This is a genomic window from Mesorhizobium sp. CNPSo 4671, from assembly GCF_057784245.1.
In genome coordinates this window covers 25983-42046 of sequence record NZ_JBWLUW010000012.1, presented here as the reverse complement: position 1 = coordinate 42046, position 16064 = coordinate 25983, and the positions used below count along the sequence as shown (strand labels likewise).

10 protein-coding genes are annotated in these 16064 nt (G+C 64.6%); 5 read left to right on the top strand and 5 right to left on the bottom strand.

Features of this window, described 5'->3' with window-relative positions; all coding sequences use genetic code 11:
• Positions 1–101: 101 nt before the first annotated feature.
• The 3 genes from AC04SF_RS28580 to AC04SF_RS28570 form a co-directional block, all read right to left on the bottom strand.
• Positions 102–1628 (bottom strand): ABC-F family ATP-binding cassette domain-containing protein, encoded by a 1527-nt coding sequence (locus AC04SF_RS28580; protein WP_488480503.1) that lies wholly within the window; start codon positions 1626–1628, stop codon positions 102–104.
• A 401-nt stretch (positions 1629–2029) separates the two neighbouring features.
• Positions 2030–5143, bottom strand: a complete 3114-nt coding sequence (gene uvrB / locus AC04SF_RS28575; RefSeq protein ID WP_488480502.1) for an excinuclease ABC subunit UvrB — start codon at positions 5141–5143, stop codon at positions 2030–2032.
• Between the two features lie 126 nt (positions 5144–5269).
• Positions 5270–6898, bottom strand: a complete 1629-nt coding sequence (locus AC04SF_RS28570; protein WP_488480501.1) for a DUF2778 domain-containing protein — start codon at positions 6896–6898, stop codon at positions 5270–5272.
• A gap of 520 nt (positions 6899–7418) precedes the next feature.
• Here AC04SF_RS28570 and AC04SF_RS28565 point away from each other — a divergent pair.
• Genes AC04SF_RS28565 through AC04SF_RS28550 form a run of 4 tightly spaced genes read left to right on the top strand, consistent with a single transcriptional unit; the run spans position 7419 to position 12244 of the window.
• Positions 7419–8288: a protein-L-isoaspartate O-methyltransferase family protein gene (locus AC04SF_RS28565; protein ID WP_096449255.1), complete on the top strand. Its 870-nt coding sequence runs from the start codon at positions 7419–7421 to the stop codon at positions 8286–8288.
• Positions 8289–8310: 22 nt separating this feature from the next.
• Positions 8311–11019, top strand: a complete 2709-nt coding sequence (locus AC04SF_RS28560) for a spermidine synthase family protein (RefSeq protein WP_488480500.1) — start codon at positions 8311–8313, stop codon at positions 11017–11019.
• Positions 11019–11954 carry a hypothetical protein gene (locus tag AC04SF_RS28555; protein WP_488480499.1) on the top strand — a complete coding sequence of 312 codons (936 nt, stop codon included), beginning with the start codon at positions 11019–11021 and terminating at the stop codon, positions 11952–11954. Before AC04SF_RS28560 ends, AC04SF_RS28555 begins: the two co-directional genes overlap by 1 nt.
• An 11-nt stretch (positions 11955–11965) precedes the next feature.
• A complete protein-coding gene (locus tag AC04SF_RS28550) occupies positions 11966–12244 on the top strand; it encodes a hypothetical protein (protein ID WP_488480498.1) in 279 nt (92 codons plus the stop codon).
• Between the two features lie 4 nt (positions 12245–12248).
• Here AC04SF_RS28550 and AC04SF_RS28545 read toward each other — a convergent pair whose 3' ends face one another.
• Positions 12249–13178 carry a LysR substrate-binding domain-containing protein gene (locus AC04SF_RS28545; RefSeq protein ID WP_488480497.1) on the bottom strand — a complete coding sequence of 310 codons (930 nt, stop codon included), beginning with the start codon at positions 13176–13178 and terminating at the stop codon, positions 12249–12251.
• Between the two features lie 100 nt (positions 13179–13278).
• On the opposite strand from AC04SF_RS28545, the gene AC04SF_RS28540 reads away from it, so the two are divergent.
• Positions 13279–14484, top strand: coding sequence for a clavaminate synthase family protein (locus AC04SF_RS28540; RefSeq protein ID WP_488480496.1), 1206 nt, complete (start codon positions 13279–13281; stop codon positions 14482–14484).
• A gap of 176 nt (positions 14485–14660) precedes the next feature.
• On the opposite strand, the gene AC04SF_RS28535 is transcribed toward AC04SF_RS28540, so the two are convergent.
• Entirely contained in the window at positions 14661–15917 is a 1257-nt protein-coding gene (locus AC04SF_RS28535; RefSeq protein ID WP_488480495.1) for a hypothetical protein, read from the bottom strand.
• Positions 15918–16064: the final 147 nt, after the last annotated feature.

Sequence of the window (16064 nt, the reverse complement as noted above, 5' to 3'; positions counted from 1 at the left end):
GTGATATTGCTCGAAATCGACCCTGGTCTGTAAGCAGATAGCTTACAGGCGTAGCGACTAAAAAGCGAACTGAGAACCCGAGTTCTGTCGTTCAGTCGCCATCAACCCGCCGCATCAGGTACCTCGCGGAAAAAGTCCTCGGGATCCTCGACCTCGGTCAGTTTCCGCTTGTCGATCAGCCAGAAGCGGTTGCCGATGGCGCGGATGAAGGAGCGGTCGTGCGAGGCGAGGACGCAGCTTGCCTGGTGCTTCAGCAATTCCTCCTCCAGCGCTTCCTGGCCGTCTATGTCGAGATGGTTGGTCGGCTCGTCGAGCAGATAGAAATTCGGATTGGCGAGCCTCAGCGCCAGCATCATCAGCCGCGCCTTCTGGCCGCCGGACAGCACGCCGATCTTTTTCTCCTGCATCTCGATGACCACGCCTGCGCCGGCAAGCAGTGAGCGGGCGCGCTGTTCACCGACATCATAGCGGCGCGACACCATCGCCAGCGGCGTGTCGTCGCCGCTGATGCCCGACAGCGCCTGGTCGCTGTAGCCGAGCACCGTCGAGGGTGTCACCTTCACATTCGCGACCGTGTCGGGCTCGATGATGGCGTTGCGGATCAGAGTGACGAAGCGCGACTTGCCGACGCCATTGCGGCCGAGCAGCACGATGCGGTCGCCCTGGCAGATATGGCGCTTGCCGGTCCTGAACAGCAGCGTGCCGTCCGGCGTTTCAACAGCCGCGTCGTCGAGCGTGATCAGCACCTTGGCATGCGTGCCGCGATTGGCCAGCTTTATCGCACCGGCCGATTTCTCGCGATGCGCTGATACCGCCGCGTCTTCCAGCTTCTCCGCACGCTCCCTGAGCTGCTTGGTTTTCACCGTCAGCAGATCACTGCCGGAATTGATGCCGATGTTGTTGAGCTTGGCGGCTTGCTTTCGCAACTGCTGGGCGACCTTCATGTCGCGCTCGAACTTGCGCGCCGTCGAGGCGTCGACCTCGTCGAGCGCCTGCCTGGCGCGGGAGTAGGGCAGCGCAAACACCGGCGATTGTTCCGGGCGCAGGAACAGGGTGCGGTTGGTGGCGGCGTCGAGGAAGGCGCGGTCGTGGCTGGCGATGACGACGGGCACCTCGCGCGGCAGCGCGTTCAGCCAGTTTTCCAGCTGGCTGATGCGGGCGAGGTCGAGATGGTTGGTCGGCTCGTCGAGCAGCAGCACGTCCGGATCGGTGACCCAGACGCGAGCGATCAGCGCCAGCCTCTGCCAGCCGCCGCTCAGCGCCTGCATCGACCGTTCGCGCATTGCCTCGGGCACGTCGAGCGAGTCGAGAACGACGTCGACGCGCCACATCTCGCTTTCGGCCTGCTCCGCCGGCAAGGCATCGGCCACCGCCTGGTGGAAGCTGCGGCTGAGAAGGGCAGGGGGAACGGACTGTTCGACATGGCCGACGCGCAGGCCGCGTGTGCGGGTGATGTCGCCGGAGCTCGGCTCCATCTCGCCGGTCAGGCATTTGAGCAAGGTCGACTTGCCGCGGCCATTGGCGGCAACGATGCCGAGCCGGTCGCCGCTGCCGATGGTGAGGTCGAGGTTTGCGAAAAGCGGCGCACTCATGGTGACGCCGAGGGATTTGAGGCTGATCAGGGCCATTGGATTTCTCTGGTCTTGCCGGAAACATTCCGGATGCACTTTGACGGTGCGCGTGCTGGCCATCGGGCTCGGCGTTGCGGCACCACGAAGGGCAGACCAAAAAATCGAAGCGGGAAAAACCCGGACCGTCCCTGGTCAGCCCTGCAAGCGAACTCGCAGGGCAGAAATCGGGCCACGCTGACGATGGTGACGATGAAACGTAAACACGTGAGCCCTCCTTTCAAGACAAGACGTTGAGTGTGCGGGAGCGATTACACCAAAGGTGGGGCAAGTGGCAAGTCCAGGAGGGAGCGATGCGCTGGAACTGCCGATCTCCCCCCTCGTGGGGGAGATGTCCGGCAGGACAGAGGGGCGCTGTCCCGCCGACATCTCTAATGATTTCGTGGCGCGGCGTTCCGAAACTACTTCCCCGGCCGTCCCGTCTTGCCCGGCCTGCGCTTCTCGCGGCGGGCATCGCCTGGGTCTTCGTAAGAGCCGATGCCGGCGCGCTGGCGAACGATTGGCTTGAGGGAATCGTCGCGTTCCTTCGCGCGCCCCTCTGTCCTGCCGGACATCTCCCCCACTTTGGGGGAGATTGGCTGGGGCTTCGCCGGCACTTTTCCTTCTACCGGCTTTTCCGTCCGCCGCACCGTCATCTCGTCCAGTGAGTTCTTCTTGAACAGCGGCCTGGTGGCGTCGCCCGGAATGCCGAAGTCGGAGCCGTGCGCTTCCTCTGCCGACTGCTTCTTGAACAGCGAGCGCGATACAGCACCCGCTGGCGTCGGCATATCGGTGCCCGGCCCCATGGCATCGAGATCAGGCTTGCGGAAGAGGTTGGGCCGGGCGGCCCTGGCCGCCTCTTCGGCGGCGCGTGCTTCGTCGAGCTTGCGGAAACGTTCCTGTTCCTCGACCGTGCGGTGCTTGGCCACGCCCTTGTTGTGCTTGCCCTTTTCGCGGCCCGAGACCGGGCTTTCCATGTCGGCATATTTGGCCAGCGGGTCTTCGGATATGGACAGTTCCATCTCGCGCAACCGCTTGATCTCGTCGCGGATGCGGGCCGCCTTCTCGAAATCGAGATTGGCGGCGGCGTCGCGCATCTGTTTCTCCATCGCGTCGAGATGTGCCTTGAGATTGTTGCCCATCATGGCGCCGGCACTGTCGGTGAACTGCGAGATGTCGGCGCGGACGTGGTCCTTCTCGTAGACCGAGTCCAGAATGTCGGAGATGCGCGACTTGACCGATTCCGGCGTGATGCCGTTGGCGGCGTTCCATTCCATCTGCTTTTCGCGGCGGCGGTTGGTCTCGGCCATCGCGCGTTCCATCGAGCCGGTGACCTGGTCGGCATAGAGGATGACCTTGCCGTCGACATTGCGCGCGGCGCGGCCGATGGTCTGGATCAGCGACGTCTCGGAACGCAAGAAACCTTCCTTGTCGGCATCGAGAATGGCGACGAAGCCGCATTCGGGAATGTCGAGGCCCTCGCGCAAAAGGTTGATGCCGACCAGCACGTCGAAGGCGCCGAGGCGCAGATCGCGCAGGATCTCGATGCGCTCCAGCGTGTCGATGTCGGAGTGCATGTAGCGCACGCGTACGCCCTGTTCGTGCAGATATTCGGTCAAATCCTCGGCCATGCGCTTGGTCAGCACGGTGACCAGCGTGCGGTAGCCGGCGGCCGTGGTCTCGCGGATCTCGCCGACGACATCGTCGACCTGGCTTTTCGCCGGGCGCACCTCGACCGGCGGGTCGATGAGGCCGGTCGGGCGGATGACCTGTTCGGCGAAGACGCCGCCGGCCTGTTCCATTTCCCAGCCGCCGGGCGTCGCCGAAACGGCGACCGAGAGCGGGCGCATGGCGTCCCATTCCTCGAAGCGCAGCGGCCGGTTGTCCATGCAGGAGGGCAAGCGGAAGCCATATTCGGCCAGCGTCGCCTTGCGCCTGAAGTCGCCGCGATACATGCCGCCTATCTGCGGCACGGTGACATGGCTCTCATCGATGAAGACCAGCGCATTGTCCGGAATGTATTCGAACAAGGTCGGCGGCGGATCGCCGGGCTGACGGCCGGTGAGATAGCGCGAATAGTTCTCGATACCGGCGCAGGAGCCGGTGGCTTCCAGCATTTCGAGGTCGAAGCGGGTGCGCTGTTCCAGCCGCTGCGCTTCCAGCAGGCGGCCGGCACGCTCCAGTTCGACCAGACGCTGCTTGAGCTCTTCCTTGATCGACTTGATCGCCTGGTTCAGCGTCGGACGCGGCGTCACATAGTGCGAGTTGGCATAGATTTTCACGCTTTTCAGTTCGCCGGTTTTCTGGCCGGTGAGCGGGTCGAATTCGGTGATCTGCTCGATCTCGTCGCCGAACATCGAGATGCGCCAGGCGCGGTCCTCAAGGTGGGCCGGGAAGATCTCGATCGTGTCGCCGCGCACGCGAAACGAGCCGCGCACGAAATTGATGTCCTGGCGCTTGTATTGCTGGGCGACGAGGTCGGCGAGCAGCGCACGCTGGTCGAGCCGGTCGCCGATCTGCATCTGGAAGGTCATCGCCGTATAGGTCTCGACCGAGCCGATACCGTAGATGCAGGACACCGAGGCGACGATGATGACGTCGTCGCGCTCAAGCAGCGAGCGCGTCGCCGAATGGCGCATGCGGTCGATCTGTTCGTTGATCGAGGATTCCTTCTCGATGAAGGTGTCGGTGCGCGGGACGTAGGCTTCCGGCTGGTAATAGTCGTAGTAGGAGACGAAATATTCCACCGCATTGTCGGGGAAGAATTTCTTGAACTCGGAATAGAGCTGCGCTGCCAGCGTCTTGTTAGGCGCCAGGATCAGAGCGGGACGCTGCGTCTCCTCGATCACCTTGGCCATGGTGAAGGTTTTGCCGGAGCCGGTGACGCCGAGTAGTACCTGGGTGCGGTCGTTGTTATCGACGCCTTCGACCAGATCCTTGATGGCGGTCGGCTGGTCGCCGGCCGGCTCGAAGTCCGACACCATCTTGATGGCGATGCCGCCTTCGGATTTCTCCGGCCGGGCAGGGCGGTGCGGTGTCCACAGCACGCCATCCTTGTGCAGCGGATTGCCGGATTCGATCAGTGCCGACAGCGCTGCCACCGTGGCGGTGACGCTGCTCGAGGCCATTGTCTCGGCGTCTTCCAGCGAGATGTCGAGGCCTGCGACCGGATTGAGGCCGGCCGCGGTCCGCTCCCTGGCCGTTGCCGCGCCGCCCATCGAAGTGCCGCGCGAGCTGCGACCCGGAGCGGCGGAGCGCTCGGGAATCTTCTTCGACGGTTTTGGCGATTTGCCGCCGTCGCCCTTGCCGGTCTGGCGCCCTTCCTTCTCGGCCTGCTGCTCGATCTGCTCGGCCCAATCCGCGATCGAACCGGTCAGTGGCGTGCCCGACAGTTCGGGCTGCGGCATCTCGGCGAAGCCGCCTCTGTGCAGCGGCTCCGAGGCGTCGAGGAAATCGGTCAGCGGGCTGCGCCGCTTCGGCGCGGCGCGGTCGTCATCCGCCGTCGGCGGCGTTCTTTTATCGGGGGATTTGGCCATGTCCCGAATATGGGAGGTCTTGGCGAAAATGGAAAGAGCGGGATGCAGCGCGGCGCATGCCTGGATGCAGCTCCTGACAGAAGGCTGTCAGGAGGAGTCATGTGCCAGGGGATGCCTGCTGTCCCGTCAGGCTCCGCGGGCGTTGTCCGTTGCTACCTGGGTCGGCGATCCGTTCAGGCGCGGCACCACGACGAGACGTGTGACCTTGCCCTTCTTGAAGGCGGCGAGGAAGCGGGAATAGTCCCTGAAGACGACGCAGCCATTGGACTCGGCGCGGCCGCCGCGCAGCATGTAGGTGTGGGCGAGCAGGCCGTCGCGGTTGTACTTGTTGCCGCCGCCGACCGGGGTCAGACGTATGGCCTCGACGCCATGGAAGCGGGATTCACGCAGCGACAGATTGTAGGTGTTGGGCGGCGTCGGACCACGATCCTTGACGTGGACATAGCGCGGCTGGTCGACCATGGCGCCGAGACCGGAATGCGCCTCGAGCCGCTGGCCGTCCGGCATGTAGACGGTCTTGGCGCTGATGTCATAGACGGCGACGCCGTGGCCCGCGCCGCTTCCGCCGCCCGGCCCGTTGAACAGGTTCCTGAACGCCTGGCCAAGGCCGCCCGAGGGCATGTCCGGTTTGGCATAGGCCAGCACATCGCCGCCCTCGCCAGACCGGCCGGTCCTGGCCGGCCTTGTCGGCTGCTGTGCCTGCTGGACCGGCTTCGCTTGCGGCGCCGGTTTCTGCTGCGCGATCTTGGGCTGAGCAATCTTGGGCTGCGGCGCGGGCCTGTCCTGTTCCACGGCCTTGGGCTGCGGCGTGTCATACTGCGGGCGACGGGTCGGCAGCGGCACGTCGTCGGTTAGTGCATCCGGCAGCGCGGCGGCGTCGCCGGGCTGTTGCTGCTGGGTCTCGACTGGCGCGACCGCGACATCGGCCGAGGGTTCGGTCATCGGCAGCGGCGAGGCGAATGCCTCGTCATCGACCGGCATCGACTCGACGAGGGCCAGCGCCAGTTGCGAATTGTCAGGCGTCTGCGACTGGGCAAAGCCCTGCGGTGCCGGCGCGGTCTGGACGACGACGCCGGTATCGGCGCGGGCGAAGCGTTCCGCCGCTGGAGCCGGCATGTCATCCGACAGGCTGGCCACGACCTGGACGGACGGCACCAGCGACGCCTCGGTAATCTGCGCCCCGATGCTGGAAATCACCGGACGGTCGGCCGTGGCGACAGGCTTGCCGGCGCCGGCAAAGGCAGCGGCAAGCTTGGTCGGCGACAGCGACGCTTCCATGCGTTCGAAGCGCTCCTGCGCCTTCGACTTCAGGATTGGCTGATCCGGCTTTGCATGAGCCACCAGGCGCGCGGATTTCTCCGCCAGCGGGCTCACCCTGGCCAGCTTGAAGCAGCTGGCGCCGCATTGCACGGCATGGTCGTGCAGGGCCTGCGCGCCACCATGGGCATTGGCCAGCACGAATGGCGCCGAGGATCTCAGGAAATGCTGTTTCAGCGGATCGGCCATCGCCAGCGAGCCTGGCATGGCCAGCGTCTGCGGCAGGCCGCCGCCCGACGTCGCCGACAGCGAAGCGCCGACGGAACTGAGGCCGGCCATGGTGCCGATCAGCCACAGGCCGACGGCGGCGCTGGCACCGGGCACAGCGACCCAGCGGACGATCCGTTTCGGGTTGAAGGAAGGGGCACGCTGCGCATCGACGAACTCGCCGCCCTCGCGCTGGTCCCAGATTATTTTGTGTTTACTCGACAACGCCATGCAACCAATCTCGCTCCAATCGGTTTTCCCCGTACGTGGCCTTGTCAGCCGCGACGACCATTCTGCGAGTGATCCCAGGGTGGTCCCCGACGCGTTTGCCGCGCCTGTCGTTGATTGCCGATTGCTTCAAAATATGGACAAAGTTGGTTAACCAATCCCTCTCAAAACCAACTTTGAGACGTGGACTTTGTGCCAAAAAAGGCTCGTCCACGATCATGCACGCGGTATTTCAGCCCTTCCGATCCAGGTTTGCTGCCTGTTTTTGACGGCCGAGTCAAGCACAACAGCTCTTGCTAATTTAAGGCAAAGGCGCTCCAGCGGGCCCTGCGGCAATGCGGCGCGCCATTCCAAGGTGCTGAAAAAGGCCGATGGTATCGCAAAAAACTGTTGCCCGTTTGCAACAATTTTCCGGCCCGGACGCCCACCTCCCGACGGCCATTGACTCGTTTTGGGAGGCGGTGCAATCCCGTTGAAGTGCTTGGTTTTGGGGTGGCAAAGGCCACTTCTGGAGGCTTTTTCCATGAAGCGTCGGGATTTCTTGACGCTGTCGGCGGGTGCGGCGGCGTTCTCCATTCTTCCAGCCACCGTCAGGGCTGCCTTGCCGGTGCCCTACGACCGCAATGCCGAAGTGCCGTTGAGCGATAAAAAAGCGTTCATCGAGTGGATGGTGGCCAATCGCGGCGAGGATCCCAAGTTCTTGGCCGAGCGATTCGATCGCTTCCAGATCATGGTCTACAACAAGGATGTTCTGGACGACCGCAACAAGCGCGCCTTCCTTTCGACGCCGCGTGAAGAATTCGTGCTGCCGCAGAATCTGGGGCGCGCCTATGACCATGCCTTCCTCGACATCGGCTATGGCGTGACCATTTCCGGCCCGCATCTGGTCGGACGCATGACGACGGCCATTGACGTGCAGTTCGGCGAGGCCGTGCTCGAGGTCGGCACCGGCTCCGGCTACCAGTCGGCCTATCTCGCCAACCTGACCGACAAGGTGCACACGATCGAGATCATCAATCCGCTGGCGCAGCGCACGCGGCGCACCTATGACGGGCTGATCGATCGCGGCTACAGCGTGTTCGGCTCAGTCACCAGCCGCAATGCCGACGGCTATTATGGCTGGGAAAGCGTCGGCCCGTTCGACAAGATCATCGTCACCTGCGGCATCGACCATATTCCGCCGTCGCTGCTGCAGCAGCTCAAGCCTAATGGCGTGATGGTCATTCCGGTCGGCCCGCCGGGCGCGCAGCACGTGCTCAAGGTGATCAAGCAGCAGCTTGCCGATGGCACGTTCAATATCGTCCGCTCGGACATCTACAATGGCAAGGTGGTGCCGTTCGTGCCGTTCACCAAGCTCGAAGGCGACCAGATCGTCGGCACGCACAACGGTTGAGTTGCCGCATCAAGGGGCCTGAATGACGGCTGTCGTATCGACCTCTCGACCAAGCATCGCCTCGCTGGAGGCGCCGCGGCTCGCGCACTATCTCGCGGTCGGACTGATCGCCGGCGCCATCATCGCGCTGCAGATCGCGGTGATGCGGGTGTTCGCCGTCGGCAGCTGGTCGCATTTCGGCTCGCTGGTGGTCAGCCTCGCCATGCTCGGCTTCTCGCTGTCCAGCGTCGTCATCTTCGCCGGCAAGGGCTGGTTCGACCGCCACTGGCAGGGTGCCGCTACCGCGGCGCTGCTGCTGATCGGCCCGCTTGCCGTCGGCTCCAACCTCGTTGCGCAGACGGTGCCGTTCAACGCCATCTTCCTGGTTTCCGACCCCGCGCAGAAATGGCGGCTGCTCGCCAATTTCCTGCTCTATCTCCTGCCGTTCCTGGCCGGCGCGTTCTTCCTCGGCATCGTCTTCCTGAAAAGCCGCACCGCCTTCGGCCGCGTCTATTTCGCCGACCTCACCGGCTCGGGGCTCGCCGGCCTCGTCGTGCTGGTGTCGCTCTATCTGTTCGCGCCGGAAACCATCATCGTCGTGCCGCTGCTGCTCTGGGGTGCCGGCTCGCTACTGTGGTTCTTCGCGTTCGGCGCCTGGAAGAGCGTTGTTGCCGGCGTGGTCGTCGCGGCGCTGTCTATATCAGGCTACCTCACGCTGCCCGGCCTGCTCGGCATCCCCGACATTGCCGTGTCGCAGTATAAGGGCGTCGCCTATGCCCGCAACTTCCCGGACGGCAAGCGCATCTACCGTAGCGTCTCGCCCTTCGGCGATCTGCAGGTCTATGCCAGCTCCTACATGCATTTCGCGCCGGGCCTGAGCGACAATGCCGCCTTCGGCATGCCCGAAGTGCCGGCCAACACCTATGTTGGCATGTATCGCGACGGCGACGGGCCGGAAGGCATCATGCGCAATCTGGCGCCGGCCGAGCAGGTCTATTTCCGCTATCTGCCGATGCACTATCCCTATGTCATCAAGGACAAGCCGAAAACATTCGTCGTGCAGTTCGGCGGCGGCATCTCCACGCAGGCCGCGCTCAATGCCGGCTCGACCTCGGTGACCGTCGCCGAGAGCAACCCAATGACATTGCGGGCGTTCCGCGACCCGGTGTTGAAGGATGTCACCGGCGATATCCTCGCCGAGCCGCGGCTGAGGGTGATCGACTATGACGGGCGGCTGTTCCTCGCCAACACGACGGAGCGCTACGACGTCATCGACCTCAGCCTCGCCGACAGTGTCGGCCTGTCCAATCCCGGCGGCTTCGCCATCTCGGAGAAATATGCCTACACGCGTGAAGCGATGCTGAGCTACATGCACGCGCTGGCCGATGGCGGTGTGCTGTCGGTCACCTTGTGGAACAAGGAAGAGCCGCCGAAATCGGTGCTGAAGCTCTATTCGACCGTCGCCGAGGCAGCGAAAACCTTCGACCCGCAAGGTGCGGCCAACGACATCTTCGCCGTGTCGAGCTACCTCTCGACCACGACCGTGTTGTTCAAGCGCGGCGGCTTCACCGAGGCCGAGATCAAGACGCTGCGCGACTACACCAAGTCGATGTCTTGGGAGGAGGTCTATTATCCCGGAATGGTTTATGACGGTTCGGGCGCGCAAAAGGTGCTCGATGATTACCGCGCCTCGATCTTCGGCAGCGGACAGGACGCGACACTGACGCAGCAGCCGGCCGCCGATGCGACCGCGCCCGCTGACCCGACCGCCCCGGTCAACCCCGATTGCGACCCTACGGCGCCGGCCGATCCGACGCTCGATGCCTGTGCGGGCGCCGGCGGCGACACCGGCCCGCAGGTGCTGCCGGCGACGGAACTGCAGCGCATGGCCTGGCACGCGCTGTTGACCGGCGGCTGGGAAAAACTTGCCGGTGACTATGTCTTCGACGCACGGGCGCTGAGCAACGACCAGCCCTATTTCGCCGCTTATGTGAAGGTCGCCGACCTGCCGCGCACGCTGGACCGGCTCGACCTGTTCCAGGACGATTGGGGCTATCTCTTGATCTGGGCGACGCTCGGCATTGCCTGCATCACGGCGGCGTCGCTGGTGCTGCTGCCCGTGATCCTCGGCTGGCGCATCGTCTTCTCGCGCTCGCGCGGCAAGCTCGGCACCATCCTCTATTTCGCCTGTCTCGGCCTCGGCTACATCATGGTCGAGGTCGGGCTGATCAGCCGCTTCACCGTGGCGCTCGCCAATCCGACCGTTTCGGCCTCGGTGCTGATCTCCTCGATGCTGGTTTTTTCCGGTCTCGGCAGCCTGTTTGCCGAGCGCATCTTCGACCGCGCCAGAACGCTGCTGCCGGTTGTCCTGCTGGCGGTCTGCCTGCTGCTGCTCGCCTACGGCTTCTATCTTTCGCCGGTGCTCGACTGGATCGGCGCCTATCCCTATGCGGTGCGGCTGCTGCTCTGCTTCCTGCTGGTGTCGCCACCGGCCTTCCTGATGGGCATGCCGATGGCCACCGCCATGACCTGGCTGGCGCGGCTGGGCAAGGAGCATCTGTTCGTCTGGGCCTGGGGCATCAATGGCTGTTTCTCAGTGATCGGCTCGGCCGCCGTGCCGATCGTCGCCACCAGCTTTGGGCTGAGCGCCGTGCTGCAATGGTCGGCGATCGCCTATCTCATCGCCATCCCGGCCTTCTTCGCCGTGCTGCTGCCGTCGAAGGCACCTGATTTGCGGCTGGTGGCGGCCTGATGCCGGACCGGCGCGCCATCGTTGCCGGATTGCTGGCCACGGCGGCGTTTCCGGTGGCAAGTGAGGGGGCACGCTTGCACAAGGCCATCTCGACCATCGTGCCGTTCAAGGCATCACCCTTTCCCTACCGGGGCGAGCTGCCCGACGGCGAGGCGCCGTTCCTCGACGTCACGGCGGCGGACGGAAGGCGCGGCCACACCTCGCCGCGCGGCGGCATCTACTGGGAAGACGAGACCTATTCCGACCGCTCGACGCTGCTGGCGGTGCCGAAAGGGTTCGATCCGGCCAAGCCGGCGGTCATCGTGGTGTTCTTTCACGGCAATGGCGCCACCTTGCAGCGCGATGTGGTCGGCCGCCAGCGTGTGGTCGCGCAGGTCGAGGCGTCCGGCCTCAATGCCGTTCTGGTGGCGCCGCAATTCGCCAGCAATGCGCAGGATTCCAGCGCCGGCAATTTCTGGACTCCGGGCTATTTTGCTAAATTCATGGCTGAGGCCGCGCAAGGACTGGCCAGGCTGACCGTCGCCAAGGCGGCGAGGTTCGACACCATGCCGGTGGTGCTGGTGGCCTATAGTGGGGGCTACAACCCGGCAGCTTCCATTCTCAAGAATGGTGATATCAGCGGACGCCTGCTCGGTGTCATCCTGCTCGATGCCGTCTTCGACGAGGCCGACATTTTCGCCAACTGGGTCGCGCAGCACCGGAAGCGTTTCTTCGTCAGCGCCTACGGCAAATCCTCGGCCTCCGGCAATGCCGAGATCCGGCAGTTGCTGGCGGGTCAGGGCGTCAACGCCAGCTCCGATCCGCCCCGCCGCCTTGAAGCCGGCACCGTCGCCTTCCTCGCCTCGGATGCCGCCCACGACAGTTTCGTCACCCGGGCGATCGTCGGCAATCCGCTGCAGTGGTTGCTCGCCCGGCTGCACGGGTTTGCGCGCTAAGACCTCTTGCCATGCTTCTGACCGCCATTGTCATCACCCAGATATTGGACCCGCTCAGGATCCTGCTGATCGGGATCGCTTATTTCCTCAGCCGCCTGGTCAAGCGGCCGGGCATGGGCTGGCTTGGACTGCTCGCGGCGATCGTCGTCATCGCCGCCGGATTTCCGTTCGTCATATTCGGCCAGTCGGGTGATGTCGCCTGGACGACCGCCGCGATCGGCGTGATATCGAACGCGCTGATAGTCGCCGCCCTGGCCGGGCTGCTGCGGCTCCAGCGGCGGTTTTTCTAGAGTTTCAAGCGGGCAGGGCGCCATCGATGCCGGTGTCAGCCGCCGCCAGGAGTGCCGCCGCCACCGCCGCGGCGCGGCGTGCCTTCGGGCCGTGTTCAGGCCAGACGATGCGACGCTTGATGGTCAGTGCCGGTATTTCGCGCGCGATTTCGACGAGATGGCCCGCGTCGAGATGGCGGCGCAACACCAATTCGCTGGCCAGAAGCGCGCCCATACCGGCGATCGCCGCTTGCGCCGCGACGATGGTCAACCCGAAGCGCGGACCCTGGTCGATGTCTTTCCTTTGCCGCGCCGCCGCCGTGAACCAGCCCCGCCATGTGGGATAGACATCGTCGCCCATCGTCGGGTCGATATGCAGCAGCGGCATCCTGTCCAGCATTTCGGCCCTGTCTGGACCGACATGCCTCTCGACCAGCGCCGGCGCGCAGGCCGGGATGACCCGTTCGGTGAAGAGGTCGAGCGCCGCGATGTCCGATGCCGCGCCCTTGCGGTAGCTGATGGCGAGGTCGACGCCTTCCTCCGCCATGGCGTCGAGCCCGACGGAGGCGACGATGCGGACCTCGAGCCGCCCCAGGGCCGGCCGCACCATCGCAAGGCGTGGCGCGAGCCAAAGCGAGGCGAAGGAGGGATCGGCCGAGATGGTGAAGGTCCCGGCCTGCCGTTCGAAGCGCAGCCGCCGCATGCCGGAGGCGAGCGCGTCGAAGCCGCGGTCGATGTCGGGCAGGGCGGCCTCTGCGGCACGGGTGAGAACGATGCCATTGCCTTCGCGCCGCACCAGCTTGGCGCCGAGCCGTTCTTCCAACTGCCGGATCTGGTGGCCGATGGCGCCGGGCGTGACGCCCAACTCTTCGGCGGCGCGCGTCAGGCTGCCGGCCCTGGCGGCAGCCACCAGCGCCCGTAAACCGGAAAGCGGCAAATCTCGCAGTATCGTCATGTTTTGAATTTACCTCAAAACTTGAGGAAGGGAACTCGTTTGAACATGGGCTTTTCGCTCCCTAGGCTGGTCGAAGAAATTCAACCGCAGGGGACACCAGATGCTCTACACGCCAAAGCAAGCAAGCCAGCAAAGACATGCCAGCGCGCCGATCCGCGCCATGCGCGCGGAAGGCCCACGCATTGCCGTCGAACTGGCGGACGGCCGCTCGGCAAAACTCCCTACGCGTTGGCTGCGGCTCGCCTGCGAATGCGGTGAATGCGGCGACACCGCCTCGGGCAAGAGGTGGCTGACGCCGGCCGATGTCGGCAAGGAAATCCATGCCGAGAGCTTCGATGTCTCCGCTCCCGGGCAGGTCACCGCCATCTGGCAGGATGGGCATGTCTCGCATTACGGCGCGGCCTTTCTGGCGAGCCATGTTAGCGGCTCCGGCCCGGTCCGTTTCCAGCCGCAGCTGTGGCACAGCGACCTTGCTGGGCGGCTCGGCCGTTTCGCCTTCGATGCGGTGGTCGCAGATGACGAAGCGCTGTTCCAGTCGCTTAGGGCGCTGCGCGACCACGGTATCGCCATGTTGACCGGCGTGCCGGCCGAGACGGAAGCAACAGTGCGGGTTGCCGGCCGCTACGGGCCGATCCGCGAGACCAGCTACGGCAAGGTGTTCGACCTGATCTCGCGGCCGGACGCACGCGTGGCGGGCGAGACGGCGCGGGCGCAGATCCCGCATACGGACGAGCCGTTCCGCTATTCCCCGCCGGGCTTCATCTTTTTCCACGCCATCCGTACGGGCGCGGGCACAGGCGGCACGTCGCTGATGGTCGACGGCTTTCATGTCGCCGAGCTGATGCGGACGCGTACGCCGGAGCTGTTCGACCTTTTGACGCGGCACGGCGTCACCTTCCATCGCGAGCATGAGGGCGAGGTATTCTTCCGCGCCGAGGCGCATGTCATCAGCCTCGACGCGGCGGGCGCGGTCACCGGCATCCGCTACAATGACCGGTGCCTCGCACCGCAATGGGGGCCCCTGGAGCGGATCGACGGGCTGATCGAGGCGCTGGCCGAACTGACGCGGCTGATCTGCGATCCGCAAAACCAGTTCCAGCACCAGCTTCAGCCGGGCGAAGTGCTGGTCTTCGACAATCAGCGCGTCCTGCACGGCCGCAGCGCCTTCGACCCGACGCTCGCCGTGCGGCATCTGAGAAGCTGCAACATCGACCGCGACGGCGTGCACAGCGCGTTTCGGTCGCTGGCTAGGCGGTTTGCGCCTGATGAGGCGGAGCAGGTGCTCTATCAGGGGGCGATTTTCTAAGGCGTGTTGATATTCAGGTGACGCCGGCCTGCAAACGATGGTTTCCTGCGCTTCCGGTGCTCACGTACTCAAAAGTACGCTCCGCTCCGGTTCTCGGAATCCACCGTTTTCGACTCGGCCTGACCTGAATCTCAACACGCCTTGCAGCGCGCGCTCCGCGACTTGAGATGACCTCTCTAGTTGAACCACAACGCGAATGTCAAAAACCCGCCACCGCCGAACTCGCGCTGGATCTGGTCGAAATCCTCGCTGGTCAGGATCTTGCCGCTTTCGAGATAGGGCGCGATGCCAGGGCCGGTGATCGACAGCACCAGGTCGAAGGTCTTCGGCTCGTCGAAGAAGCGCTTCATGTTGATGCCTTTGCCGGTGATGCGGAAATGTGGCAGCAGCGCGCGGCCTTCGAGCAGGTCCTCGGCCATGGTCAAGGTGGCGAGCCAGGCCTGCACCTGTTCCTCGCCGACTTCGAGGCCGGTCAGCGGGTTCGCACCCTTCTGCTGCGGTCCCGGCAGCCACTCGCGGTCATTGTCGGTCTCGGCGCGGATGGCCTTCCAGTCCTCGCGCGACAACTGGATCATTTCGAGCAATTCGCGGCGTGCCGCCTTGCGGCGCTCCGGCTCGACCACCGGCCAGTTGATCATGTGCACCATCGAGATGAAGTCGGCGATGCGCCATTCCGAGGAGAAGATGCTCGAGCCCATCTCGCTCGGCGGCGGCACAAGGATGTCCTGCAACGGCAGCTTGGCGCGCGGGAACAGCATGTGGAACGAGCCGTCGAAAGTGTTTTTGAAATCATGCGCCAGCCAGAAATCGGCCTGGGCCATCAGGAACTCGGCATAGCCCTGCAGCCAGTAACCGTCGGCGCGGTCGAAACGGAAGGTGAGCGCGGGTGCGCTGTCGCCTGGCGAAATGCTGCCGTGCGACAGCGCGGCCATGATCGCCGCCATGCTTTCATCCGGCGCGATGGTGCCGTCCTCATTGAGGTCGATGCCGACATGGGTGAGGTCGATGACCATGCCGATATCGGCGTCGGCGGGTACCGAGCCCAGCGTCGCGGCGGATTTCTCCAGCCGGTCGCGGAAGGCGACCAATAAGGCGCGGAACTCTTCGTAGGTCAGCGGCTCGGGATTGGGATTGGAGGGTACCGGCAACTGCATCAGCGGCAGCATGAAGGATTGCGGGCTCTCGAAGCCACGGCGGTGCAAGCCGCTGGCGAGCAGCTCAAGTGCGGTGAAGAATTCGCCGGCGCCGGCGGCATAGGTCGATGCCGGATCCTTCGGCGCGGCGGCTTCCAACGTCGACAGCGCGCTGTCGCGCGCGGCCACGGTCTTTGCCTCGAACAGCGCGGTTGCCGCTTCGGGCATGGCGGCATGCGCCGAGGACAATGGCAGAAGAACAATAAAGGCGGATGCCAGCAGGCTCGAAATTCTGTTCATCTTTTCCCCCAAAACATATGTGTCGCGCGGAGCAAATATACACCATTTGTGGCGTCGCGCCCGACGGTGTCGATGTGGCCCAGCGGGTCATCGTCGAAGATGTGCGATTGTCGACGGACACGCTTCAACCTGTCCGGCAGACCGTCT